The organism is Rhodococcus daqingensis (assembly GCF_042665615.1).
GTDB classification, from domain to species: Bacteria; Actinomycetota; Actinomycetes; order Mycobacteriales; family Mycobacteriaceae; genus Rhodococcus_G; species Rhodococcus_G daqingensis.
This window is the reverse complement of record NZ_JBHTCS010000009.1, coordinates 614,823-638,035: the sequence shown is the minus strand read 5'-3', so window position 1 is coordinate 638,035 and position 23,213 is coordinate 614,823. Positions and strand designations below refer to the sequence as shown.

Here is a 23,213-nt window from a genome sequence, read left to right as displayed (position 1 = left end):
CCCTCCCAATCCAGGAGTAGCTGAGCAATATGCCCAAGGAAATCCAGTTCAACGAGACCGCGCGCCGGGCTCTCGAGCGCGGTGTCGACACGTTGGCGGACGCGGTCAAGGTCACCCTCGGCCCCCGCGGACGGCACGTCGTGCTCGCCAAGGCGTTCGGCGGCCCGACGGTCACCAACGACGGCGTCAGCATCGCCCGTGAGATCGAGCTCGAGAACCCGTTCGAGAACCTCGGCGCACAGCTCGTCAAGAGCGTCGCCACCAAGACCAACGACGTCGCGGGCGACGGCACCACCACCGCGACCGTGCTCGCACAGGCGCTCATTCGCGGCGGCATGAAGAACGTCGCGGCGGGTGCCAACCCGATCTCGCTCGGCGTGGGCATCGGCCAGGCCGCGGACGCGGTGTCGGAGGCACTCATCGCCGCCGCGACCCCCGTCGAGGGCAAGTCCGCGATCGCTCAGGTGGCCACCGTCTCCTCGCGCGACGAGGAGATCGGCGAGCTGGTCGGCGAGGCGATGACCCGGGTCGGTGTCGACGGCGTCGTCACCGTCGAGGAGTCCTCGACGCTGCAGACCGAGCTCGTGGTCACCGAGGGCGTGCAGTTCGACAAGGGCTACCTCTCGCCGTACTTCGTCACCGACGTCGATGCGCAGCAGGCGATCTTCGACGACGCGCTGATCCTGCTCTTCCGCGAGAAGATCAGCTCGCTGCCCGACTTCCTGCCGCTGCTCGAGAAGGTCGCCGAGGCGGGCAAGCCGCTGCTGATCATCGCCGAGGACGTCGAGGGCGAGGTGCTCTCCACCCTGGTGGTGAACTCCATCCGCAAGACGATCAAGGCCGTCGCGGTGAAGGCACCGTTCTTCGGTGACCGGCGCAAGGCGTTCCTCGACGACCTCGCTGTCGTCACCGCGGGCACGGTCATCAACTCCGATGTGGGCCTGACCCTCAAGGAGGCCGGACTGGAGCTGCTCGGCAGCGCCCGTCGGGTCGTCGTCACCAAGGACGAGACGACCATCGTCGACGGCGCGGGCACCGAGGCGGACATCGAGGCCCGGGTCGCGCAGCTGCGTCGTGAGATCGAGAACAGCGACTCCGACTGGGACCGCGAGAAGCTCGAGGAGCGCCTCGCCAAGCTGTCCGGCGGCGTCGCCGTGATCAAGGTCGGCGCTGCCACCGAGACCGAGCTCAAGGAGCGCAAGTTCCGCGTCGAGGATGCGGTTCACGCGGCCAAGGCCGCGGTCGAGGAGGGCATCGTGCCCGGCGGCGGCTCCGCGCTGGTGCAGGCGGGCCAGACCCTCGGCGCGCTGGCCGCGTCGCTCTCCGGCGACGAGGCGACCGGCGTCGAGGTCGTGCGCGCGGCGCTGTCGGCCCCGCTGTTCTGGATCGCCACCAACGCCGGTGTCGAAGGCTCCGTCGTGGTCAACACGGTCGGCGAGGCGCCCAAGGGACACGGCTTCAACGCTGCCACCCTCACCTACGGCGACCTGCTCGCCGACGGCGTGGTCGACCCCGTCAAGGTGACCCGCTCCGCGGTGGTCAACGCGGCGTCGGTCGCCCGCATGGTGCTCACCACCGAGAGCGCCGTGGTGGAGAAGCCGGTCGAGGACACCGCCGACGCGGATCACGGCCACGGCCACAGCCACTAGTTCCACCGTCGCCCCCCGGGTGGCACAGCGACAGGCCCCGGACGGATCCGATTCCGTCCGGGGCCTGTCGGCTTCTCTAGCGCAGGGGCAGCGAGGCGAACACGTCGGTGGTTGGCCGCTCCGAACCGCCGGACGGTTCCACCGTGAAGGCGAGCAGCGATGCGCCGTCGAGATCGTCGAGCACCGCCACGGTCGACGGTGCCACCTGGTCCGGCGACATCGTGCCGGCCGAGACCGGAGCGCCGGTGCCCGCGATCAGCCACATCTGGTAGACCGAATCCGCCGCGGGCGGGGTGACGTCGTTCATCATCAGCACCGCGGCGTCGGTCGACCTGGAGTAGACGGCCGTCGCCGATCCGCCGCCCGGCACGGCGGTCGACGAGGTCCGGACGTCCGGGGCGCTCATCACCTGGGCGGCCACCGGCTGCGGCGGAGTCGTCTCGCGTAGCTGCGCTCCGATGACCACCCCGCCTGCGAGCAACGCGGCGGCGGCCGCCGCGGCGCCCACCAGCCGCCACCGGGTGACGCCGCGACGCCGATCGGCGAGCACGACCGGCGCAGCCTCCCGGGACGGGAAGGTGCGGGGTTCCTTCGCGATCTGCATCAGGAGGCGTTCCCGCAGGTGCGCGGGCGGCGGGGTCGAGGTCGCGGCGGCGGTCGCCGCCATGGTCTCCCTCGCCTGGCGCACCAACTTCTCGAAATCGGCGCGCAGCGCGTCGTCGGAGGAGGCCAGCAGTCGCTCGACCGAACGACGTTGATCCGCGTCGAGGGCATCGAGGGCGTAGGCGTGAGCCAGGTCGATCTGGTCGTCGTTCACCACTCCACCCCCAGGCATCCTCTGAGTCGAACCAGTCCGTCCCGGATACGGGTCTTGATCGTCGGTAGCGCCACCCCGAGCTGCGTGGCCACCTCGCGGTAGGTGCGCCCGCCGTAATAGGCGAGTGAGACCGACTCCCGCTGCACCGGGGTGAGGGAACCGAGGCAGTCGATCACGGCCTGCCGGTCGAGGCGCCCGGAGACCTCCTCGGCTACCTGGTCGAATTCGCTGCCACGGTTGCGTGACTCGTAGACCACCTCGCGATTCGAGTGCGACTGTTCCGACCTGACCCGGTCGACGGCCCTGCGGTGTGCGAGGGTCATCAGCCAGGAGACCGCGGAGCCCCTGGTCGCGTCGAAGGCGTCTGCGGTCCGCCAGAGTTGCAGGTAGACCTCCTGGGTGGTCTCCTCGGCGAAACCGGGGTCGCGCAGGACCCGCAGGACCATCCCGTAGACGCGGGCGCACGTCCGGTCGTACAGCTCGGCGAAAGAGCCGGTGTCCCCGTCGGCCGCGCGTGCGAGCAGGGCGGCCAGCTCGGCCGCCTCGGTCTCGCGCTCGGTGACGGCCGGCCCGATGTCGGTCGGGCAGGCCGCCTCGCCGGAGCCGTGATCGGGCGCAGCGCCGGAACCCGTGGACCCCGGGCCCGTCACGACTGTCCGATTCCCTTCATCGACAATCACGTTACTGCGGCATGAGCACCGAATCGATGAGGTAGACGGTGGCGTTCGCGGTGCTCACGCCGCCGCAGACGACGTTCGCGTCGTTGACCTTGAGCGCGTCCCCCGATCCGGTCACGGTCACGGCGGCGCCCTCGACCGTCGGGTGCTGGCCGGCGATCTCGCTCGGTGGGATCTGGCCGGGCACCACGTGGTAGGTGAGGACCTTGGTCAGCAGCGCGTCGTCGGTCTTCAGGGTGTCGATGGTCGCCGGATCCACCTTGCCGAACGCCTCGTCGACGGGAGCGAACACGGTGAACTGTCCGCCGTTGAGGGTGTCGACGAGGTTCACGTCCGGGTTGAGCTGTCCGGAGACCGCCGACACCAGGGTGGTGAGGAGCGGATTGTTGGAGGCGGCGACGGCCACCGGATCCTGGGCCATGCCCGAGATCGACCCGCCGCCCTCCGGCACGGCCTCGGCGTAGTCGGCGCAGCCGGGTCCGACCAGATCCGCAGCGGGATCGGCGGCCATCTCAGCCGACATGGAGTCGCCGGCGGCGGGAGCGGAGTCATCGCTGTCGGAGGAACACGCCGAGAGCCCGACCAGGGCGACCGATGTGGTGAGGGCGATGGCGAACGTGCGGGCGGTGCTGATGCTCATGGGATTGCCTTCCCGAGATGAACGTGCGAGTGCTGTCGGGAAGGCATTCGGTGCGAGTGGTGCGGTGGATTGGTCGCCGATTCGGCGCGCCCCTCAGGGCCGTGGCGACCGGTGGAAGCCCTACACGGCGATGCGCTGGCGGCCCCTACGGGCGTGCATCTCCCGTTCGGTCTCGGACATGCCGCCCCAGATTCCATACGGTTCGCTCACGCTGAGTGCGTGGCTGCGGCACTGCGCGAGCACCGGGCACTGGCGGCACATCTCCTTGGCGCGCGTCTCACGCTGGGTGCGGGCCCGGCCCCTCTCGCCATCCGGATGGAAGAACATCGCGGAGTCCACTCCGCGGCACAGGCCGTGCATCTGCCAGTCCCAGATATCAGCATTCGGTCCGGGGAGGTGATTCGGCTGAGGCATGCCATCTCCTGTCGATCCATACACCTGAAGTGCGTCCAGGTCTGCAATCAATTCGTCTCGGCAACGGTAGAGGCATTGCGGAAAACCAGTCAATAGTTCTTCAAGTGGGGATTTCCATAGTGTTCGCACGAGAATTTAACGTTCTGTTCATAGACAAGGACATGTAGCCGTGATCGGCTGTCGCGGCGACGGACTCCCGACTCGGTCTCGGTGTCCCGTAATGGGTGCTGACGAGTGCTTTTGTGCCTTTGACCCGGTGGGAGGGTGTGGCGTGGCACCTGTCAGCGGGCGGACCGGCGCTGAGATTCTTGATTAACACAATTGCCACAAACCAGACGCCGAATCAGCTGCCTGATTGAATCTTGATTCAACCTTGAAATACGTTGGCGCGTCCGTAACTCTCGACAAACGCGATGCGAATGGGTATTCGGGCGAGGGTGGGTGCGCCGCCCGGGCGCGCCGGGGCCGGCCCTACTCTTGGCCTGGTGGGGACACTGATCAACGCCGCATTCGGCGACGAGCCCGGGTTGGCCCCGCTGCCGGCCGCCGCCGACGACCATCAGCGCTGGCTCCGGGCGGTGGCGCTCGGAGGACAGGGTCGCTACGCGGCGGCCCGGACCGAACTCTCGGTCATCGGACGCGGGCGACCGAGTCGGGGCATCGCCTCGCTCGCGCTGAGCACGGAGGCGTCATTGCTCCGGCAACTCGGGTGGCATCGACTGGCGGCAGGTGTCGACGGGCGCGCACTCGCGGTGCTCGGCGGCCAGGAGGGTCGGGACGGGTGGTCCGTGGAGGTCGCGGCCCGATGCGACGCGCTCACCGGCCTGGCCGCGGATGCGCTCGGCTGCGGTCGGCTCGCGCTCGGCACCGCCCTGCTCGCTCGGTGTGCGCCGCTCGTCGGGAACGGACCCGAGATGTGGCGTCAGCGCGTGCGCCTGAACTGGGTGAGCGCCGAGATCGCGTTGGCGTCGGGAAACGCCGAGACGGCGCACCGGCATGCGAGCGCGGCCGTCGAACTCGCCCGGGGCACCGACTCGGTGCGCCACCAGGTGAAGTCGGATCTGCTGCTTGCGGCCGCCCACAGTGCGGGCCCGGATCCCTCCGCCGCGGTTGATCTGGGCGAACAGGTGTTGGACCGATGTGCCGAGCACGGGCTGTGGCCCCTGCGGTGGGCGGCGGCGATGCTCGTCAACGGAGTCCGTCCGAGTGCGGGTGCGGCGGCGATCCGGGACGAGTCCCGACGGCGAATCTCCGACCGCGGTGGCCGATTCAGGGATATGTGAGGGTCTGTCGCTATCCTTCAAACGTTCCACCACCAGGTGGGAGCGCTCTGGAGCGGGCGCCACTGTAACGCCAGGAATCACTCTGACGATGACTAATACGAGCGAGGAGTTGGACTCAGCCGTCGCTGCGGCAGCGCAGGGCGATCGAGTTGCCTTGTCTCAAGTGCTCGAGAGTGTTCGACCCTTGGTTGTGCGTTACTGCCGATCACGGGTCGGAGCCGCGGAAAGGGGACAACTGTCCGCGGACGACGTGGCGCAGGAGGTGTGCCTGGCAGTGATGACCGCGTTGCCGCGGTATCAGGATCAGGGCCGCCCCTTCATGGCATTCGTGTACGGCATCGCTGCGCACAAGGTGGCCGATGCCCATCGGAACGCCGGGCGTAACAAAGCCGAGTCGATGGCCGAGGTACCAGATGTCATCTCCACCGAGGAGGGACCCGAGAAGCTCGCGTTGGATTCGGAGACCACCCGGCAGATGAACGCATTGCTGGGAACCCTCCCGGAGAAGCATCGGGAGATCCTCGTCTTGCGGTTGGTGGTCGGCCTGTCGGCGGAGGAGACGGCAGCTGCCGTGGGAAGCACGGCCGGAGCAGTACGGGTCGCCCAGCACAGGGCGCTCGCGAAGTTGAAGAACGAAGTTGCGAAAGCGGGTGAGATGTATGGCTAGGGGCAGCAAGCGTGGTGGGGACCACGAGGGAACGCGGCAGGACACGTCCGGTGCCGACCTCACCCCGGACGCATCGTCCCTCGGTGACACCGACGCCTCGTCGCTCGGCGACCAGGACGCCTCGGCCGCCGATGCGACGGCAGTCGACTTCGCCGCCATCGCGCGCGACGACGCACTGATCGACGCGATCGCCGGTGACGGCCCGGTCGCGACGAACAGCCCCGAGGAGTTCGAGCTCGCGACCCTGCTGACCGCATGGCGCGCCGAGATCCTGGCCCCCGCCATGCCTGCCGAGCCGAATCTCGACCAGGTGGCCGCCGCGGTGGACAGGGAACTGGCGACGATCGCCGCCCCCCGCCGCTCGGGCCTACGGCTGCTCCGGCCGATCGCGGGTGCGGCCGCCGCCGTCGCCGTCGTGATGGCCGGGCTGACGGTCTTCTCCTACAACGCCGTACCCGGCGACCCGCTGTGGAAGGTCAAGGAGGTCGTGTTCACCGAGCGCGCCAACTCGACCGTCGCGGGCATCGACACCACCAACAACCTGGAGGAGGCCGAGCGCCTCATCCAGGCGGGTGACCCGCAGGCCGCGCTGGCCGTGCTGGAGTCCGCGCGCAAGCGAGCCGGCGACGTGAGCGAGTCGGCCAAGCGTGACGAGCTGACGGCGTGGCACGAGCGGCTGATGGCCGACGTGGTCAAGACCACGCCTCCCACGACGACGACCACCACGCCGCCTTCGGAGCCCGGGACGATTCCCGGGACGATCCCCGGACTACCGCCTGTGCCCGGTGTGACAGTGCCCGGGTCGACGGCGACCGTGCCGGTGCTGCCCACCACCGTGCCGACCTTCCCGAGCCTGCCGACCGTCCCGCCGATCACGGTGATTCCGCCGATCACGATCCCGCCGATCACGATCCCGCCGGTCGACACGACGATCCCGCCGGTCGACACGACGATCCCGCCGGTGATCACGACCGCTCCGCCCGTGCCGACCACGACGTGGAGCGAGCCGACCCCGGAGGACACGCCCCCGCCGCGCGACCTGACCACGAACGAGATCCCCGGCTGAGCCGAGTACGCACAACGAAACGGCCCGACAAGGTGAATTCCTTGTCGGGCCGTTTCGTTGTGTCAGCGGCGGATCAGGCGTCGAAGGTGTCGCCGTGCAGCGCCTCGTTCATCGACGCGTCCGCGTAGCCGCGGCAGTAGTCCCACGTGACGTAGGCCTCGGGCACGGGGTCGTAGGCGGGCTCGTGTGGGCGTACGGTGCCGTCCACGAGCAGCTGCAGCAGGTTGGCGCGCAGCATGTCCCAGTCGTGGTAGTGATCCTGCTGGCAATCGTCACAGCAGACGACGAGCCCGCGGATGCCACGATGGCCCAGCAGGGCCTCGTAGACGGCGAGGTCCGCGAGGTCCTCTTCCACGGCGAGTCGCTCATGGGGGTCCAGGGGCTGACCCGGCTCGAGCGCGTCCAGCGCGGCCGACGGATCGGAGGGGTCACCGGCGAACGGATCCGGCGGCAGACCGGGGGGCAATTGATCACGCACAGGTCCACGGTACGCAGCGCATGCGGGTCTGCGCCAGCCGTCACACTCACCGCGTTCGCTCGCACCCGTGTCCAGCCGATACCATGGTGGCCGGGTCAAGGGAATAGTTCGCCCCTTCCCGAGCATTGACGACGTATCCGCGCCGCGGGGGATCGATGCCCCCAACCAGGTGTGCCGCAACACAGTTCCAGGAAAGGTCCCGAGCCGCATGAGTATTTCCGGAGGGCACGTGCGTACCGGCGGTGACGACCCCGACAAGGTTGCGATGCTGGGCCTCACCTTCGACGACGTGCTGCTGCTGCCCGCCGCGTCGGACGTGATCCCGGGTCAGGTCGACACCTCCAGCCAGCTCACCCGCGACATTCGCCTGCGGGTGCCGCTGGTCAGTTCGGCGATGGACACCGTCACCGAGGCCCGCATGGCCATCGCGATGGCGCGCGCAGGCGGCATGGGCGTCCTGCACCGGAACCTCTCGGCGGATGCGCAGGCCGGTCAGGTCGAGACGGTCAAGCGCTCCGAGGCGGGCATGGTCACCGACCCGGTCACCTGCAAGCCGTCCGACACGCTCGCTGACGTCGACGCGAAGTGCGCCCGGTTCCGCATCTCCGGGCTCCCCGTGACCGACGAGCAGGGTCAGCTCGTCGGCATCATCACCAACCGCGACATGCGCTTCGAGGTCGACCAGAACCGCGCGGTCGCCGAGGTCATGACCAAGGCCCCGCTGATCACCGCGCGCGAGGGCGTCACCGCCGAGGCCGCGCTCGGACTGCTGCGCAGGCACAAGATCGAGAAGCTGCCGATCGTCGACGGTCAGGGCAAGCTGACCGGCCTGATCACGGTCAAGGACTTCGTCAAGACCGAGCAGCACCCCGACGCCACCAAGGACCGGGACGGCCGCCTGCTCGTCGGCGCCGCTGTCGGTGTCGGCGACGACGCCTGGGTTCGCGCGATGTCGCTGACCGACGCGGGTGCCGACGTCCTCATCGTCGACAGCGCGCACGGTCACTCCAATGGCGTGCTCGGCATGATCGCCAAGCTCAAGAGCGAGATCGGCGACCGGGTTCAGCTCATCGGCGGCAACGTGGCGACCCGCGCGGGCGCCCTCGCGCTGATCGAGGCGGGCGCGGACGCGGTCAAGGTGGGCGTCGGCCCCGGTTCCATCTGCACCACCCGCGTCATCGCCGGTGTCGGCGCCCCGCAGATCACCGCGATCCTCGAGGCCACGGCCGCGGCCAAGGCGCTCGGGGTGCCGGTGATCGCCGACGGCGGCCTGCAGTTCTCCGGCGACATCGCCAAGGCACTGGCCGCGGGCGCCTCGACCGCCATGCTCGGTTCGCTCCTCGCGGGCACGGCCGAGTCCCCGGGCGAGCTGATCCTGGTCGGCGGCAAGCAGTTCAAGAGCTACCGCGGCATGGGTTCGCTCGGCGCGATGCAGAGCCGCGGGCAGGGCAAGTCCTACTCCAAGGACCGCTACTTCCAGGACGACGTGCTCGCCGAGGACAAGCTCGTCCCCGAGGGCATCGAGGGGCGGGTGCCGTTCCGCGGCCCGCTGAACCAGGTCATCCACCAGCTCACCGGTGGCCTGCGCGCCGCCATGGGGTACACCGGCTCCGGCACGATCGAGGAGCTGCAGAACGCGCAGTTCGTGCAGATCACCGCCGCGGGTCTCAAGGAGAGCCACCCGCACGACATCACCATGACGGTCGAAGCCCCGAACTACGCTGCCCGCTAGCTAGCACTCACACAATCGAAGAAAGGGGCGCGCGTGCGCGACCTCGTTGAGATCGGCATGGGCAGAACCGCCCGTCGCACCTACGAGCTGGACGACATCGACATCGTCCCCTCCCGCCGGACCCGGTCCTCCAAGGAGGTGTCGACGGCCTGGCAGCTCGATGCGTACCGCTTCGACATCCCGGTGCTCGCGCACCCGACCGACGCCCTGGTCTCGCCCTCGTTCGCGATCGAGCTCGGCAAGCGCGGCGGACTCGGCGTGATCAACGGCGAGGGCCTGTGGGGTCGGCACGCCGACGTCGAGGCGAAGCTCGCCGAGCTGGTCCACCTCGCCGAGACGGACGACGACCCGGACGCGCCCATCGCCCGGCTGCAGGAGCTGCACGCGGCGCCGATCCAGCCGCACCTGCTCGCGGCGGCCGTCGCGCAGGTGCGTGACTCCGGTGTCACCACTGCGGTCCGGGTCAGCCCGCAGAATGCGCGTGCGTTGACCCCGGAGCTGGTCAAGGCCGGGATCGACCTGCTGGTCATCCACGGCACGATCATCTCCGCAGAGCACGTCGCGCACGGCGAGAGCGAGCCGCTGAACCTCAAGACGTTCATCTCCGAGCTCGACGTCCCGGTGATCGCCGGCGGCGTGAGCGATCACCGCACCGCGCTGCACCTGATGCGCACCGGCGCCGCGGGCGTCATCGTCGGCTACGGCTCCACCGAGGGCGCGACGACCACCGGTGAGGTGCTGGGTATCGGGGTGCACATGGCCACGGCCATCGCGGACGCCGCCGCCGCGCGTCGCGACTACCTCGACGAGACCGGTGGACGCTACGTGCACGTCATCGCCGACGGTGACATCAGCACCTCGGGTGACCTGGCGAAGGCCATCGCGTGTGGCGCGGACGCCGCGGTGCTCGGTGCGCCCCTCGCGGTCGCGGCGGAGGCCCCGGGCGGCGGCTGGTACTGGCCGTCGGCGGCCGCGCATCCGTCGGTTCCGCGCGGCGCGCTGTTGCCGGTCGGCGCCGGCGAGCGCCCGTCGCTCGACCGCGTCCTGACCGGACCGTCGGACGATCCGTACGGTTCGCTGAACCTGGTCGGCGGCCTGCGCCGCTCGATGGCGAAGTCCGGCTACTCGGATCTCAAGGAGTTCCAGAAGGTCGGCCTGACCGTCCGCGCCTGACATCGCTCCGGCGGCATTCCGCCTGTTCCTGCTACCTGTCGTTACACTTAGGCAACCCTTGTGGCATCGGTCACAGGGATCCGGTGCATACTGACGAGTAACTAATCCAGGTTCATGGTGGAGGTGTCCAGATGGGCAAGCGTGCAACGGACTTCGATGTCCTGATCGTCGGCTCCGGCTTCGGTGGCAGCGTCACGGCGCTGCGGTTGGTGGAGAAGGGGTATCGGGTCGGGATTCTCGAGGCCGGTCGTCGGTACGCCGATGCCGACTTCGCGAAGACCAGCTGGGACCTCAAGCGGTTCCTCTGGGCGCCCGCGCTCGGCTGCTACGGAATCCAGCGCGTGCACCTGCTGCGCGACGTGCTGATCCTCGCGGGCGCGGGCGTCGGCGGTGGTTCGCTGAACTACGCCAACACGCTCTACAAGCCGCCCACCTCGTTCTTCGAGGATCCGCAGTGGCGCGACATCACGGACTGGCACGACGAGCTGAGCCCGTACTACGACCAGGCCCGCAAGATGCTCGGTGTCGTACAGAACCCGCACATGACCCCCGCGGACGAGGTCATCAAGTCGGTGGCCGAGGACATGGGCGTCGGCGACACCTTCATCCAGACCCCGGTCGGCGTCTTCTTCGGCGAGCCGGGCAAGACCGTCCCGGACCCCTACTTCGGCGGCGCGGGCCCGGACCGCACCGGATGTATCGAGTGCGGCGAGTGCATGACCGGCTGCCGGCACGGTGCGAAGAACACCCTGGTGAAGAACTACCTCGGCCTCGCCGAGAAGGCCGGGGCCACGATCATCCCGATGACCACGGTGACCGGGCTACACGAGGCCTCCGACGGCAGCTGGGACGTGGTGACCCGGCGCACCGGCGCCAAGATCCGCAAGAACCACCGGACGTACACCGCGCAGAACGTCGTGCTCGCCGCCGGCACCTGGGGCACCCAGCACCTGATGCACAAGATGAAGGACACCGGCTCGCTGTCGCGCCTGTCCGACAAGCTCGGCGAGCTCACCCGCACCAACTCCGAATCGATCGTCGGCGCGGGCAAGTTGAAGGTGGACCCGGCGATGGACCTGACCAAGGGCGTCGCCATCACCTCCTCGTTCCACCCGACCGCGGACACCCACATCGAGCCGGTGCGCTACGGCAAGGGCTCCAACGCGATGGGTCTGCTGCAGACGCTGATGACCGACGGTGGCGGCACCACCCCCCGCTGGGTGAAGTTCCTCGGCGTCGTCGCGAAGAACCCGATGCAGATGATTCGCATGCTCACGGTGAAGAACTGGAGCGAGCGCACCATCATCGCCCTGGTCATGCAGAACCTGGACAACTCGATCACCACGTACACCAAGCGCGGTGTGTTCGGGCGCAAGGTGACGAGCAGGCAGGGCCACGGCGAGCCGAACCCGACCTGGATCCCGGCGGGCAACGACGCCACCCGGCGGATCGCGGAGAAGATCGACGGTGTCGCGGGCGGTACCTGGGGCGAGATCTTCAACATCCCGCTGACCGCGCACTTCCTCGGCGGGTGCGCGATCGGGTCGGACCGCGAGCACGGCGTCATCGACCCGTACCACCGCGTGTACGGCTACCCGACCCTGAGCGTGGTCGACGGGGCGTCGGTGTCGGCGAATCTGGGCGTGAATCCGTCGCTGACGATCAGCGCGCAGGCGGAGCGCGCGGCGTCGCTGTGGCCGAACAAGGGCGAGCAGGACATGCGTCCGGCGCAGGGTGAGGGCTACTTGCGGATCAACCCGATCGCGCCCAACAGCCCGGTGGTGCCTGCGAGCGCCCCCGCGGCTCTGGTGCTGCCGATCGTGGAGATCCGCACCGGCGCGGACGCGGTCCAGGCGAAGACCGGAACCGGCGCGGCCTGAACGCAGTTCGACTCACGACAAGCCCCCGACCCACGCGGTCGGGGGCTTGTCGTCCTTCGAGGGCGGGTCGAGCGGTGATGGGGTGCGCGGGGCGGTGGAGCTGGGCCGATTAGACTGGCCATGTGGCAGATATCCAGCACTCCGGCCCCGCTGCGCAGCAGCCCGTTCTCGTCGTCGATTTCGGGGCGCAGTACGCGCAGCTGATCGCTCGCCGGGTGCGGGAGGCGAACGTCTACTCGGAGGTGGTCCCGCACACGGCGACCATCGAGGAGATCGTCGAGCGCAAGCCGCTCGCGGTGATCCTGTCCGGCGGGCCGTCGAGTGTGTACGAGGACGGCGCACCGCAGCTGGACGCCCGGCTCTTCGACCACGACATCCCGGTGTTCGGTATCTGCTACGGATTCCAGGCCATGGCGGGCGCCCTCGGTGGCACCGTCACCCACACCGGGACCCGCGAGTACGGACGCACCCAGCTCAGCGTGGACGGCGGCGTGCTGCACGAGGGCCTGCCCACCACCCAGCCGGTGTGGATGAGCCACGGCGACGCGGTCACCGATGCGCCCAAGGGCTTCGAGGTGACCGCGACCAGTGCGGGCGCCCCCGTCGCCGCGTTCGAGGACCGCGCCCGGCGCCTCGCGGGCGTCCAGTACCACCCCGAGGTGCTGCATTCCCCGCACGGCCAGCAGGTGCTCAGTCGCTTCCTGCACGAGATCGCGGGCATCCCCGCCAGCTGGACTGCCGCGAACATCGCCGAGTCGCTGATCGAGCAGGTCCGCGAGCAGGTCGGCGACGGTCAGGCGATCTGCGGGTTGTCGGGCGGTGTCGACTCCGCGGTGGCGGCGGCGCTGGTCCAGCGCGCGATCGGCGACAAGCTCACCTGTGTGTTCGTCGACCACGGCCTGCTGCGGGCGGGCGAGCGCGAGCAGGTCCAGCAGGATTTCGTGGCCGCGACCGGCGCGAAGCTGATCACCGTCGACGCGGTCGACACCTTCCTCGGCGAGCTCGAGGGCGTCTCCGATCCGGAGACCAAGCGCAAGATCATCGGCCGCGAGTTCATCCGCAGCTTCGAGGGCGCGGTGTCCGAGGTGCTCGGCGAGAGCGCCGCGCACGGTGAGACTGTCGACTTCCTGGTCCAGGGCACCCTGTACCCGGACGTGGTGGAGTCCGGTGGAGGCACCGGTACCGCGAACATCAAGAGCCACCACAATGTCGGTGGTCTGCCGGAGGACCTGCAGTTCAAGCTCGTCGAGCCGCTGCGGCTGCTGTTCAAGGACGAGGTCCGTGCGGTGGGCCGCGCGCTCGGTCTGCCGGAGGAGATCGTCGCCCGGCAGCCGTTCCCCGGACCCGGCCTCGCGATCCGCATCGTCGGATCGGTCGACCAGGGCCGGTTGGAGACATTGCGGCAGGCGGATTCCATCGCGCGCGAAGAGCTCACGGCCGCGGGCCTGGACGGTCAGATCTGGCAGTGCCCCGTGGTGCTGCTCGCCGACGTGCGCAGTGTCGGTGTGCAGGGCGACGGCCGCACCTACGGCCACCCGATCGTGCTGCGCCCGGTCTCCAGCGAGGACGCCATGACCGCGGACTGGACGCGGCTGCCGTACGAGGTGCTCGAGCGGATCTCCACCCGCATCACCAACGAGGTGGCCGAGGTGAACCGGGTGGTGCTGGACGTGACGAGCAAGCCGCCGGGCACCATCGAGTGGGAGTAGGCGGCTCCGCCGCACTGTGCGCGTGGTGCACCCCGATCGGGGCGCACCACGCGCACAGTCATTTCCGGCCGTCCAGGTACAGGTAGCCGCCGACCAACGCGACCATGCCCAGCAGGCCCGCGCCCACCGGCATCGCGCAGCCGACCGCGGTGATGACGGTCGCGGCGGCGAGCACGATCGGCATGGTCCTGGATTCGCCTTCGTCCGTGCTGAGCAGCGACTCGCCCATCGACCTGGTCTCGTTCGGCTCACGCATGAGCAGCCAGGCTGCGAGGTAGACGGGGACGCCCGCGCCGGCGAACAGCAGCGAGACCAGCAGCGCCAGTCGGACGCTCGACGTGCTTACGTTCAGACGGCGCGCGATGCCGACGCTGACGCCCGCGATCATGCCCTCTGCGGGCAGGCGCTGCGGAAGGTTCTGGAGGAAGGAGCTTTTCGACATCGTGGTTTCGTTCGTGGTCATGCGATCAATACTTCTCGATCGACCGCGGTGTGCACCATCGGGAAGCACCCCGATCTTCGGACGGACGGACTCGGGGTGCCGGTCTCAGGGTGCGGCAAGCGCGGTGGGGTCGACGCCGGGGTCCTCGCGGCCGGCCAGTGCGGTGGCGACCCACAGTGAACGCTGCGCGTCGGCGGTCTCGCCGTTGCGCAGGTAGTCGAGGTAGTTGTCCACCTCGCGCGCGAGCGACCACCGTCGCGACAGCTCCCTGTCGAGTCCGGCCGAGTCGGCCAGGTCCTCGCAGCGCGCCCGCAGTTCGGCGCCGCGACCGTCCAAGTCCGCCAAGCGATTCCACAACATCGGCGCGACCGCGAATTCGCCGACCGCGGCCAGGGGCTTCGGGTCGATGGCCCGCCAGCCGCCGCGGGCCGCGAGGATGTTCTCGAAATGCAGGTCCGTGTGGACGAGGACCGGCCCGCCCGCCGGTTCCCGGCACACCGCGACGGCTTCCTCGACGAGCCACTCGGGGCAGGGCCCACCGAGGCGCCGCCACAGTTCCGGCAGCTCCGTCTCCCAGCGCGCGGCCAGGTCCGGCAGGAGGTCGAAGTCGTCCCCGGGCGTGACTTCCGACAGGTCGCGCATCAGCGCTCCCCAGATCGGGATCGCCTGCGCGACGGGCACGTTCATCAGCGACCGGGTCCGATCGAGGCGTTCGAGCAGTATCACCTGATCCGCGGGGTCCGCACGCAGCAACCGAACGGCACCATTGCCGTCCCAGCGCGCGAGCGCGGCCGACTCCTTGGCGGATTCTTTGCTCGGGTACGACACCTTGAGCACCGCGGGAGTGCGGTCGGGGAGCAGGACCGGGATCACGATGGCGACGTAGCCGTGCCAGACCTGGGTGCCGTCCCTGGTGAGCCCCCACTCGTCGAGGTGGCGCGTCACGAGCCCGGGGAGGCGCCGCAACCACGACTCGGCGTCCGGGGCGTATGACCGCACCCGGGCGCCGTAGGAGTCGGGGATCGTCAGCACTATTTCCGGCGTCCCGGGGCGAGCACCAGGATCACCCCGACCACCACCGCGGCGATCACGAGGATCCACCGGAACTGGGTGTCGCCGAGGGATTCGAAGCTTCCCGGCCCGATCAGGGCCCACCCGCTGACCAGTAGCGCGGCCAGCCCGGCGAGCAGTAGCAGCGCCGAGGGACGGCGCCCCGCCTTGTCTGTGGTTTCGGTGTTCTCAGCCACGATCCACCCGCATCTCTCCGAACGTTCCGTCCATGTTGAGTGTCAGCACGGGCCCGTTGGTCCCGTCGGCCCCGCCGTCGATTCCCTCGGGAAGGCAGTTCGTCTCCCCGAACGCCATCGAGCAGTTGTTCTTGACGTTCATGTTCTCGGGGACCAGAACTGTCAAGCTGCCCGCGTTCAGGTCCACGTCCACCGTCTTGTCCCCGGTGAGTTCGAGGCCGGTGAGGTCGAGGGTGAAATCCCCGAACTGGCCCGAGTATTCGGGTTTGAGGTCGGCGGCCGTGGGCGCCCATCGAACGTCACCCATGTTCTCGCTGTTCCAGTCGATCGGACCGATCAGCGAGGCCAACAGCACGAATCCGATCAGCGGCCCGGTGACCACGAGCAGTCCGTAGCCCCTGCGCAGGAAGGCCCCGATGAGGAGTCCGATGCCGATCACCGCGAGGGCGACGGCCCCGATCCGGGCGGGGGAGAGCCACTCCGATCCGGTGGCCGAGCTCAGCGCCCAGGTGGCCGCGGCCGCGATGATGGCGAGGCCGAGCACCGTCGTGGTCAGTCGGGACTTCGGCTGTTTCGGGAGCGCGGGCGCCGCCGCGGGGGTGGGCTCGGGCAGGTCCCAGGCGAAGGGGGCGACGCCGAGCGGGTCCCAGGCCGGGGGCTGGGGGGCGTCGGTCGTGCCCATGGTCGCCTTCCCGGCCTCGGGAGCCGCGTCCGTCTCGGCCGCCGACGCAGGTTCAGGGGTGGGGGCGGTGGTCGGTGTGGAGGGCTCGTAGGTCTGCGGGAGGGTCGTGTACGCGCCGACCGTGAACGGCGGGGTCGCCGTGAACGGCGGGGTCGCCGGGAACGACGGTGCCGGGAAGGTGCTCGGCGGGAACACCGCGCCGGGGTAGCCGGCGGCCGGGTAGATGCCCGCGGGCGGCGCCGGGGGCACCGGCGTCCGCTGGTACAGCAGCCACAGACCGCCGAGCATCAGCGCGAGGCTGATCAGGCCGGAGCCGCCGAGCCCGACGCCGACCGGGCCGAGCGTGCTCAGCGCGATGATCAGTGCGACGGCGAGCACCACCGTCTTGGTGCCGGACTCCGAGCTGTGCCCACGGCCGACGAGGGATTCCGCCGCGGACGTCTGGTCGCCCGCCTGCGGGAGCAACAGCCAGCAGGCGAGATAGAGAACGATGCCGATGCCGCCGAAGATGGTCGACACCGCGAAGGCGACCCGGATCAGCACGGGATCCACGCGATAGCGATGGCCGATGCCGGCGGCGACGCCTGCGATCGGGCCCTGTCTGGGCAACCGCACCGGTCGGGTGCGCCACAACTCGTGCAGCTGTTCCTGGAAGCTCGGATTGCTCATGACGACAATGGTGGTCGGCAGGAGGCGCCCAGCGCATCGGGACAAACCCTGATCTTTCGCCGCGGCCCGGGTCGGGGTGCCCGCGGGCAGTTCAGGGTCGGACCCTGATGCGCGCCCGGCGGTCGGCGTGCCACCATCGATGTTGTGCAGCCGGTTCCGCGTGCCCTCCCGACTGGCGAGGTGCCGTACCCCCGCCTCGAGCGCCGTGTCGGCGGTCGGGTGATCGGTGGTGTCGCGGGCGGGCTGGCCGACCATCTCGGCATCGACGTCCTCAAGGTGCGGGTGGCGTTCGTGTTCCTCGCCGCGCTGGCGGGCGCGGGCATCGTCGCCTACGGGCTGCTGTGGATCTTCACCCCGACCGGCTCGGATACCGAGCGGCCGAGCCCCGTCGAGCGTCGCCGGGCCCTCGGGCTCGCGGTGATCGGGCTGGCGCTGTCCGCGGCGTTGGCCTGGCTGTTCAGCGGCAGCGCGGCCTCGGTGATCGTCCCGGTGATCGTGGTGGCCGTCGGTGCAGCGCTGGTGTGGCGCGAATTCGATTCGGGCGGGCCGCGTTCGGCGCTCGGGCTGCCGCAGCGGCCGACGGTGCTGACCTGGGCGCGGGTGCTCGGCGGCGCCACCCTCATCGTGATCGGGCTCGGCGTCGTGGTGATCGCGCGTGTCGACCTGGATTCGCTGCGATCGTCGCTGCTGGCCGTCGTGGTGACGCTGGTCGGTGCCGGATTGCTGACCGTGCCGCTGTGGCTGCGGTTGTGGAGGGACCTGGGCGAGGAGCGCGCGGCCCGGATCCGGAACGAGGAGCGCGAGGAGATCGCCTCCCATCTGCACGATTCGGTGCTGCAAACGCTGGCGCTGATCCAGAAACAGGCCGACCGGCCCCAGGAGGTCATGCGGCTCGCGCGTGGCCAGGAGCGGGAGCTGCGCAAGTGGCTGTTCGACGGCGGGGAGGCCGCGCACGCCAGCCTGGCCGAGGCGCTGCGCACCATCGCTGGTGAGGTCGAGGACCAGCACGGCATCACCGTCCGGCCGGTCACCGTCGGCGACGTGCGGCTCGACGTGGACGCCGCGGAGTCGGGCCTGTCGAAGGAGAGCGTCACCGCACTGTTGGGTGCCACCCGTGAGGCTCTGGTCAACGCCGCCAAGCACTCCGGTGAGACGAACGTGGACCTGTTCGCCGAGGCCGAGGCCGACGAGGTGAATGTGTTTGTGCGCGATCGCGGTACCGGATTCGACGTGGACGCGGTGCCGGAGGATCGGCAGGGCCTTGCCAGGTCGATCAGGGCCCGGATCGAACGTCGTGGTGGTGTGGTCGAGGTTCGTTCCACGGTGGGCCGCGGCACCGAGGTGCGGATTCAGATGCCCCGCAACGGTAATGGCCACGACTCCGAAGCGGGCGAGGAGGAGGGCCACGACGCACCGCCGTCGGCGGAGGAGGCGGCTGTTCTAGAGTGGTCGCAGCAGCTGATGCAACCTGACACCGAGGTCAGGCCCAGACCCGAGGAGCAGCCCAGGTGACCACTCCCGGAACCGCCTACCGCGTCTTCCTCGTCGACGACCATGCCGTGTTCCGGTCCGGGGTGCGTGCCGAACTCGGGTCGGAGCCGGACATCGAGGTCGTCGGCGAGGCGGGTGGCGTGGCCGAGGCGATCGCGGGCATCAACGCCACGGCTCCGGACGTGGTGTTGCTGGACGTGCACATGCCGGACGGTGGCGGCGTGGCCGTCCTCGACGGCATCGCATCCGGACCGGTGTGCCTGGCTCTCAGCGTGTCCGATGCGGCCGAGGACGTCATCGCGGTGATCCGCGCGGGCGCGCGGGGCTATGTCACCAAGACCATCTCCGGGACCGAGCTCGCGGACGGCGTGCGTCGGGTGGCCGGTGGGGACGCGGTGTTCGGTCCCCGGCTGGCGGGCTTCGTGCTCGATTCGTTCACGGGGAGGTCCTCCGCCCCGGAACCGCCGCTCGACCCCGAACTGGATTCGCTCACCCCCCGCGAGCTCGAGGTGCTGCGGCTGCTCGCCCGCGGCTATACCTACCGTGAGATCGCCGAGGACCTGGTGATCTCGGTGAAGACGGTCGAGACCCACGCCTCCAACGTGTTGCGAAAGACCCAGCAGTCCAACCGGAATGCGCTCACCCGCTGGGCGCACCGGCGTCAGATCGACTGAATCGGAGCGTTCCGTCGACCGGCTCGGCTACATGCTGATCAGGGCGACGGTCAGGACCACGACGGCGATCGCGGCGATCGCGATGAGCGTCAACACGAGCGCCATCGGCGGAGCGGGCACGGACCGGCGCGAGGGCGCCGGGCCCGACGGGTTCACGGCCATGCTCGGCGGTCCGGGTACCCGGGGGCCGGGCCGGGGAACGTTGCCGAGTGGGACGTTCTGGTCCACCGCGGGCAGGCCGGCGATGGTGCTGGTGGGCAGCCGGTTCGAGCGGCGGCCCGGCCCGCCCCCTGCGCCGCGGGCGGCCCAGAACGGCACCGTGCCGTCGGCCTCCAGTAGCGGCGCGCCGAGGACATAGGCGACGTTGCCGCCCGCGCCGGCCGCGAGCGAGGCGAGCAGGTCGCGGGCCTCGGCCATGGTGGGCCTGCGGGCTGGGTCAGGTTCGAGCATGTGCAGCAGTGCATCGGTGATCTCGGCACTCTTGACGGGCCGCATGATCTCGGCCCTCGCCACTCGGTGCAGCAGGGCGATGGAGTCCTCGTCGATCCCGAACGGTGGCTGGCCCTCGGTGGCCGTGTACAGCGTGGCGCCGAGCGAGAACACATCCGAGGCCTCGGTGGGATCGCCGCCGCGGGCGACCTCCGGCGCGAAATAGGCCGGGGTGCCGGTGATCACGCCCGATTGGGTGGGGGCGCCGTCGCTCTTGGCCCTGGAGATGCCGAAGTCGCTGATCTTCACGGTGCCCGCCGCCCGGCCTCGGTCGGCGATGAGGATGTTGCCCGGTTTGATGTCGCGGTGCACGATGCCCGCCGTGTGCGCGTCGACCAGGGCGTCGGCCACCTGCGCCCCGATCTGTGCGACCTGGAGCGGCGGCAGTGTCTCGGTGACGTTGAGTGCCTGGGCCAGGCTGCGCGAGGGCAGGTACTCCATGACCAGCCACGGGTCGCCGTGCTCGAGCGCGACGTCGTACATGGCGATCGCGTGGTCGTGCGAGAGCTTCGCCGCGATCCGGCCCTCGCGCATGGCCCGGGCCCGGATCTCCTGCGCGGCCTCCTCGGTCAGTCCGGCCGTGGAGGTGACCTGCTTGATGGCGACCTCGCGGTGGAGCAGCGTGTCCTGGGCCAGCCAGACCGCGCCCATGCCGCCGCTGCCCAGCTTGGAGCGCAGGCGGTAGCGGCCCGCCACCAGGTAATCCGGTCCGACGATCCGCTGCGCCTGTTCTTGCTCCGTCACATCCGTGAGGTTAGTGGAGGGGGCGACGGGGCGTCTCGGGTGGACGCTGAACTGGCGCTTTCCCGTCGTCTTGACGGATGTCGGGGGGAGGGTCTTTACTGAGATCGTTCGAATGAGTGTTCGATAACCCCGTCTTCCCCGTGGGTGATCGGCCGGCCGTGACGGCGGCGGAATGAAGGTGGGAGACGGTGGTGGCTGTGGTTGGTGCGGTGGCCGAGGTGGCCGATTCGGGGCAGGCCGGGTTGGCGGAGTTGGCCGGGTTGGCCGGGTTGTCGAGGCAGGACCGGCTCGAGCACCTCCGGCGGCGGATGGCGGCAGTGCCCGCGCGGGGCGAATCGGTGGCGGCCCGGCCCCCGTCGCAGCCTGCCGAGGCCGCGGGCGTTTCGCGGTCGTCCGCCGGTGTGCTCCCGGTGCCGCCTGCGCTGGCATCGCTGCTGCCGCGCGGGGGACTGGCACGGGGTTCGGTGGTGTCCGTGTCGGGGGCGGGTTCGCTGTTGCTCGGCCTGCTGGCCTCGGTGACGGAGTCCGGAGGTCACGCGGCGGTGATCGGGCTGCCCCGGCTCGGCCTGCTGGCGGCCATCGAGATGGGGGCCGAGCTCGGCAGGCTCGCGCTGATCCCGGACCCGGGCCCGGACCCGGTGGAGGTCGCGGCCGTTCTGCTCGACGGACTGGACCTGGTGGTGCTGGGTCTCGGCGGGCTGGCGGTGCCGCCCTCTCGGGCGCGTGCGGTGGTGGCGAGGGCGCGGAGCAAGGGTTCGACCCTGGTGGTGACGGACGGACACTGGGACGGTGCCGAGATCCGGCTGGAGGCCAGGGTGTGCGGCTATGACGGGATGGGGCAGGGTGCCGAGCTGGGGCGCGGGCGGCTGCGCGCGCTCCGGTTGGCGGTCAGCGCCAGGGGCCGGGCGTTTCAGCCCCGCACCACCCGTCTCGATCTGCGTCCGGTCCGCGGTCGGGTGGAGTGGACGGCGGAAACGGTGCGGCGGCCCGGGATGCTTCCGGACGCGGTGTCGTGGTGACATCCGGTGATTCCGCGCGGGTGCTGGCGTTGTGGTGTCCCGACTGGCCCGCGATCGCGGCGGCAGCGGTGGCGGATCTGCCTCCGACGGAGCCCGTGGCGGTGACCCTGGGCAATCGGGTCGTGGCCTGCTCTGCGACGGCCCGATCGGAGGGGGTGCGCAGGGGGTTGCGCAGGAGGGAGGCGCAGGGGCGCTGCCCGGGGCTGCACGTGTTCACCGTCGATGCGGGCCGGGATGCCCGGCTGTTCGAGCCGGTTGCCGCGGCGATCGACGCGGTGGCGCCGGGCGTGGAGGTGCTGCGGCCGGGGCTGCTGGTGCTCGCCGCGCGCGGGGTGAGCCGCTACTTCGGCTCCGAATCGGCCGCCGCCGAGCGGCTGATCGACGAGGCCTCGGCCGCGGGGGTGGAGTGCCAGGTGGGGATCGCGGACGAGCTCTCCACTGCGGTGATCGCCGCCCGAAGGTCGGCCCTGGTCCCCGCGGGTGCGGGGGCGGAGTTCCTCGCCCCGATCCCGGTGGCCGAGCTGGCCGCGGAGCCCAGCCTGGCGGCGAAGGGGAGGGCCGATCTGGTCGATCTGTTGCACCGGTTGGGGCTGCGGACCATCGGCGACTTCGCGGCGCTGTCCCCGGTGGCGGTGGCGTCCCGGTTCGGCGCCGATGCGGTGTCGGCGCACCGCAGCGCGCGCGGGGAGCCCGAGCGTCCGCCGTCGGCACGGCGGCTGCCGCCGGACCTGGAGGTCGAGCAGCACTGCGATCCGCCGATCGACCGGGTGGATGCGGCGGCGTTCGCGGGGCGGGCGTTGGCCGAGCGGCTCCATGCCAAGCTGTCCGCCGCTGCGGTGGCGTGCACCAGGCTGCTGGTGCACGCGAGTACCGGTAACGGGGAACATCTTTCGCGAACCTGGCGGTGCGCGGAACCGCTCACTCCCGAGGGCACGGCGGACCGGGTGCGCTGGCAGTTGGACGGCTGGCTCACCGGACGCAGCGAGTCGCGGCCGACGGCCGGGATCGAGGTGTTGCGGCTCGAGCCGGTGGAGGTGGTCGCGGCGGGCGCGCTGCAGTTGGGGTTGTGGGGTGGGGTCGGCGCCGAGGACGAGCGGGCCAGGCGGGCGCTCGTCCGCGTGCAGGGCCTGCTCGGGGGAGACGCGGTCCAGGTGGGCGTGCTCAGCGGCGGCAGGGGGCCGTTCGAGCGGGTCACCCTGCTGCCGTTGGGGGATGAACTGCGACCGGCCGCGGACCCCTCCGCGCCCTGGCCCGGACGGTTACCCGAACCGTCGCCCTCGGCGGTGCTGTCGGGCAGGCCGACGGTGGCACTGGAGGGGGTGGACGGTGCGGCGGTACTGGTCACCGAGCGCGGCGCGTTCAGCGCGGCGCCGTTCCGGCTGCGCTGGGGGCGGCGGGAGTGGGAGTTGCTGGGCTGGGCGGGGCCGTGGCCGGTGGACGAGCGTTGGTGGGATCCGGCGACCGCGCAGCGGGCGGCTCGGGCGCAGGTGCTGCTGGACGAGCCGAGGGCGTTGCTGCTGATCTGCACGGCAGGAGTCTGGACCGTGGAAGGCGTGTACGAGTGAGGGTGG

The 23,213-nt window shown here is 70.3% G+C and carries 22 protein-coding genes; 12 read left to right on the top strand and 10 right to left on the bottom strand.

Going from position 1 to position 23,213, the window contains the following annotated elements; translation table 11 throughout:
* Positions 1 to 29: 29 nt before the first annotated feature.
* A complete protein-coding gene (groL, locus tag ACFQS9_RS07540; RefSeq protein WP_378403048.1) occupies positions 30 to 1,649 on the top strand; it encodes a chaperonin GroEL in 1,620 nt (539 codons plus the stop codon).
* 76 nt (positions 1,650 to 1,725) lie between these two features.
* Here the strand turns inward: groL and ACFQS9_RS07535 are convergent, their stop codons facing one another.
* From ACFQS9_RS07535 to ACFQS9_RS07520, 4 genes are all read right to left on the bottom strand, one after another.
* A complete protein-coding gene (locus tag ACFQS9_RS07535; RefSeq protein ID WP_378403046.1) occupies positions 1,726 to 2,466 on the bottom strand; it encodes an anti-sigma factor in 741 nt (246 codons plus the stop codon).
* Positions 2,463 to 3,116: a sigma-70 family RNA polymerase sigma factor gene (locus tag ACFQS9_RS07530; protein ID WP_378403044.1), complete on the bottom strand. Its 654-nt coding sequence runs from the start codon at positions 3,114 to 3,116 to the stop codon at positions 2,463 to 2,465. The genes ACFQS9_RS07535 and ACFQS9_RS07530 overlap by 4 nt, the downstream gene beginning before the upstream one ends.
* A 31-nt stretch (positions 3,117 to 3,147) precedes the next feature.
* Positions 3,148 to 3,783 (bottom strand): fasciclin domain-containing protein, encoded by a 636-nt coding sequence (locus ACFQS9_RS07525; protein ID WP_378403042.1) that lies wholly within the window; start codon positions 3,781 to 3,783, stop codon positions 3,148 to 3,150.
* A gap of 120 nt (positions 3,784 to 3,903) precedes the next feature.
* On the bottom strand, positions 3,904 to 4,197 hold the full coding sequence (locus ACFQS9_RS07520) for a WhiB family transcriptional regulator (protein ID WP_378403040.1): 294 nt from the start codon (positions 4,195 to 4,197) through the stop codon (positions 3,904 to 3,906).
* Between the two features lie 485 nt (positions 4,198 to 4,682).
* Here ACFQS9_RS07520 and ACFQS9_RS07515 point away from each other — a divergent pair, with 485 nt between their 5' ends.
* The 3 genes from ACFQS9_RS07515 (at position 4,683) to ACFQS9_RS07505 (ending at position 7,213) form a co-directional block, all read left to right on the top strand.
* Positions 4,683 to 5,480, top strand: coding sequence for a hypothetical protein (locus ACFQS9_RS07515; RefSeq protein ID WP_378403038.1), 798 nt, complete (start codon positions 4,683 to 4,685; stop codon positions 5,478 to 5,480).
* Between the two features lie 88 nt (positions 5,481 to 5,568).
* On the top strand, positions 5,569 to 6,147 hold the full coding sequence (locus ACFQS9_RS07510; RefSeq protein WP_378403036.1) for a sigma-70 family RNA polymerase sigma factor: 579 nt from the start codon (positions 5,569 to 5,571) through the stop codon (positions 6,145 to 6,147).
* Positions 6,140 to 7,213 (top strand): anti-sigma-D factor RsdA, encoded by a 1,074-nt coding sequence (locus tag ACFQS9_RS07505; protein ID WP_378403034.1) that lies wholly within the window; start codon positions 6,140 to 6,142, stop codon positions 7,211 to 7,213. The genes ACFQS9_RS07510 and ACFQS9_RS07505 overlap by 8 nt, the downstream gene beginning before the upstream one ends.
* Before the next feature lie 73 nt (positions 7,214 to 7,286).
* Here the strand turns inward: ACFQS9_RS07505 and ACFQS9_RS07500 are convergent, their stop codons facing one another.
* Positions 7,287 to 7,691, bottom strand: a complete 405-nt coding sequence (locus ACFQS9_RS07500) for a DUF5319 domain-containing protein (protein ID WP_378403032.1) — start codon at positions 7,689 to 7,691, stop codon at positions 7,287 to 7,289.
* A 208-nt stretch (positions 7,692 to 7,899) separates the two neighbouring features.
* On the opposite strand from ACFQS9_RS07500, the gene guaB reads away from it, so the two are divergent.
* The 4 genes from guaB to guaA all read left to right on the top strand — a co-directional run bounded on the left by guaB (position 7,900) and on the right by guaA (position 14,185).
* Complete coding sequence (gene guaB, locus ACFQS9_RS07495; RefSeq protein ID WP_378403030.1) at positions 7,900 to 9,423, top strand: IMP dehydrogenase; 1,524 nt, start codon at positions 7,900 to 7,902, stop codon at positions 9,421 to 9,423.
* A gap of 33 nt (positions 9,424 to 9,456) precedes the next feature.
* The gene (locus ACFQS9_RS07490; protein WP_378403028.1) at positions 9,457 to 10,596 is read left to right on the top strand and encodes a GuaB3 family IMP dehydrogenase-related protein; all 1,140 of its coding nucleotides are present in this window, start codon (positions 9,457 to 9,459) and stop codon (positions 10,594 to 10,596) included.
* A 131-nt stretch (positions 10,597 to 10,727) separates the two neighbouring features.
* Positions 10,728 to 12,476: a GMC family oxidoreductase N-terminal domain-containing protein gene (locus ACFQS9_RS07485; protein WP_378403025.1), complete on the top strand. Its 1,749-nt coding sequence runs from the start codon at positions 10,728 to 10,730 to the stop codon at positions 12,474 to 12,476.
* Between the two features lie 122 nt (positions 12,477 to 12,598).
* Positions 12,599 to 14,185: a glutamine-hydrolyzing GMP synthase gene (guaA, locus tag ACFQS9_RS07480; RefSeq protein WP_378403024.1), complete on the top strand. Its 1,587-nt coding sequence runs from the start codon at positions 12,599 to 12,601 to the stop codon at positions 14,183 to 14,185.
* A 58-nt stretch (positions 14,186 to 14,243) separates the two neighbouring features.
* Here guaA and ACFQS9_RS07475 read toward each other — a convergent pair whose 3' ends face one another.
* The 4 genes from ACFQS9_RS07475 to ACFQS9_RS07460 form a co-directional block, all read right to left on the bottom strand.
* Positions 14,244 to 14,648 carry a PspC domain-containing protein gene (locus tag ACFQS9_RS07475; protein WP_378403022.1) on the bottom strand — a complete coding sequence of 135 codons (405 nt, stop codon included), beginning with the start codon at positions 14,646 to 14,648 and terminating at the stop codon, positions 14,244 to 14,246.
* 84 nt (positions 14,649 to 14,732) lie between these two features.
* Complete coding sequence (locus ACFQS9_RS07470) at positions 14,733 to 15,659, bottom strand: aminoglycoside phosphotransferase family protein (protein WP_378403020.1); 927 nt, start codon at positions 15,657 to 15,659, stop codon at positions 14,733 to 14,735.
* Entirely contained in the window at positions 15,659 to 15,874 is a 216-nt protein-coding gene (locus tag ACFQS9_RS07465; protein ID WP_378403018.1) for a hypothetical protein, read from the bottom strand. The genes ACFQS9_RS07470 and ACFQS9_RS07465 overlap by 1 nt, the downstream gene beginning before the upstream one ends.
* A complete protein-coding gene (locus ACFQS9_RS07460) occupies positions 15,867 to 17,225 on the bottom strand; it encodes a PspC domain-containing protein (protein ID WP_378403016.1) in 1,359 nt (452 codons plus the stop codon). Before ACFQS9_RS07460 ends, ACFQS9_RS07465 begins: the two co-directional genes overlap by 8 nt.
* Before the next feature lie 144 nt (positions 17,226 to 17,369).
* On the opposite strand from ACFQS9_RS07460, the gene ACFQS9_RS07455 reads away from it, so the two are divergent.
* Together ACFQS9_RS07455 and ACFQS9_RS07450 are read left to right on the top strand one after the other, a co-directional pair.
* Positions 17,370 to 18,737 carry an ATP-binding protein gene (locus ACFQS9_RS07455; protein WP_378403014.1) on the top strand — a complete coding sequence of 456 codons (1,368 nt, stop codon included), beginning with the start codon at positions 17,370 to 17,372 and terminating at the stop codon, positions 18,735 to 18,737.
* On the top strand, positions 18,734 to 19,390 hold the full coding sequence (locus tag ACFQS9_RS07450) for a response regulator (protein WP_378403011.1): 657 nt from the start codon (positions 18,734 to 18,736) through the stop codon (positions 19,388 to 19,390). Before ACFQS9_RS07455 ends, ACFQS9_RS07450 begins: the two co-directional genes overlap by 4 nt.
* A 27-nt stretch (positions 19,391 to 19,417) precedes the next feature.
* Here ACFQS9_RS07450 and ACFQS9_RS07445 read toward each other — a convergent pair whose 3' ends face one another.
* Positions 19,418 to 20,623, bottom strand: coding sequence for a serine/threonine-protein kinase (locus tag ACFQS9_RS07445; protein WP_378403009.1), 1,206 nt, complete (start codon positions 20,621 to 20,623; stop codon positions 19,418 to 19,420).
* Between the two features lie 209 nt (positions 20,624 to 20,832).
* On the opposite strand from ACFQS9_RS07445, the gene ACFQS9_RS07440 reads away from it, so the two are divergent.
* Both ACFQS9_RS07440 and ACFQS9_RS07435 read left to right on the top strand, forming a co-directional pair.
* The gene (locus ACFQS9_RS07440; protein ID WP_378403223.1) at positions 20,833 to 21,642 is read left to right on the top strand and encodes a hypothetical protein; all 810 of its coding nucleotides are present in this window, start codon (positions 20,833 to 20,835) and stop codon (positions 21,640 to 21,642) included.
* On the top strand, positions 21,639 to 23,207 hold the full coding sequence (locus ACFQS9_RS07435; protein ID WP_378403007.1) for a DNA polymerase Y family protein: 1,569 nt from the start codon (positions 21,639 to 21,641) through the stop codon (positions 23,205 to 23,207). The genes ACFQS9_RS07440 and ACFQS9_RS07435 overlap by 4 nt, the downstream gene beginning before the upstream one ends.
* Positions 23,208 to 23,213 lie beyond the last annotated feature (6 nt).

Excerpts from the sequence above, each read along its gene's own strand:
- ACFQS9_RS07525 (WP_378403042.1), bottom strand. The coding sequence starts at position 3,783 with ATGAGCATCAGCACCGCCCGCACGTTCGCCATCGCCCTCACCACATCG.
- ACFQS9_RS07520 (WP_378403040.1), bottom strand. The coding sequence starts at position 4,197 with ATGCCTCAGCCGAATCACCTCCCCGGACCGAATGCTGATATCTGGGAC.
- ACFQS9_RS07460 (WP_378403016.1), bottom strand. The coding sequence starts at position 17,225 with ATGAGCAATCCGAGCTTCCAGGAACAGCTGCACGAGTTGTGGCGCACC.
- guaB (WP_378403030.1), top strand. The coding sequence starts at position 7,900 with ATGAGTATTTCCGGAGGGCACGTGCGTACCGGCGGTGACGACCCCGAC.
- ACFQS9_RS07475 (WP_378403022.1), bottom strand. The coding sequence starts at position 14,648 with ATGACCACGAACGAAACCACGATGTCGAAAAGCTCCTTCCTCCAGAAC.
- ACFQS9_RS07505 (WP_378403034.1), top strand. The coding sequence starts at position 6,140 with ATGGCTAGGGGCAGCAAGCGTGGTGGGGACCACGAGGGAACGCGGCAG.
- ACFQS9_RS07485 (WP_378403025.1), top strand. The coding sequence starts at position 10,728 with ATGGGCAAGCGTGCAACGGACTTCGATGTCCTGATCGTCGGCTCCGGC.
- ACFQS9_RS07510 (WP_378403036.1), top strand. The coding sequence starts at position 5,569 with ATGACTAATACGAGCGAGGAGTTGGACTCAGCCGTCGCTGCGGCAGCG.
- groL (WP_378403048.1), top strand. The coding sequence starts at position 30 with ATGCCCAAGGAAATCCAGTTCAACGAGACCGCGCGCCGGGCTCTCGAG.